The 209-nt window shown below is 37.3% G+C and carries 1 protein-coding gene; it reads right to left on the bottom strand.

Annotation, left to right across the window (positions count from 1 at the left end; all coding sequences use genetic code 11):
- On the bottom strand, window positions 1–209 hold a 209-nt coding region (locus tag PGW42_RS11615; protein WP_330677037.1), incomplete at both ends, for a helix-turn-helix domain-containing protein.

A 209-nucleotide genomic window follows, 5' to 3' on the forward strand; every position in this document is an offset into this window, starting at 1 on the left:
AATTTCCATATGAGAACCTTCGCCGGCTAAATATGCTGCGACTGCTTGCTCTTTTTCTGCTTTGGAATAATGTTTGTTATGATTGGTTTTAAACGCATCTATTCCCATCGCTTCGTAGCTTTTTACCCATTGTTTGAATGATTGAAAGGCTATACCTAAACGTTGTGCAATCGTCTTCATACTGCCTTTTCCATCTAAATATTCTTGAA

This window comes from Coprococcus sp. TM115-187, from assembly GCF_027679115.1.
Classification (GTDB): domain Bacteria; phylum Bacillota; class Clostridia; order Lachnospirales; family Lachnospiraceae; genus Allocoprococcus; species Allocoprococcus comes.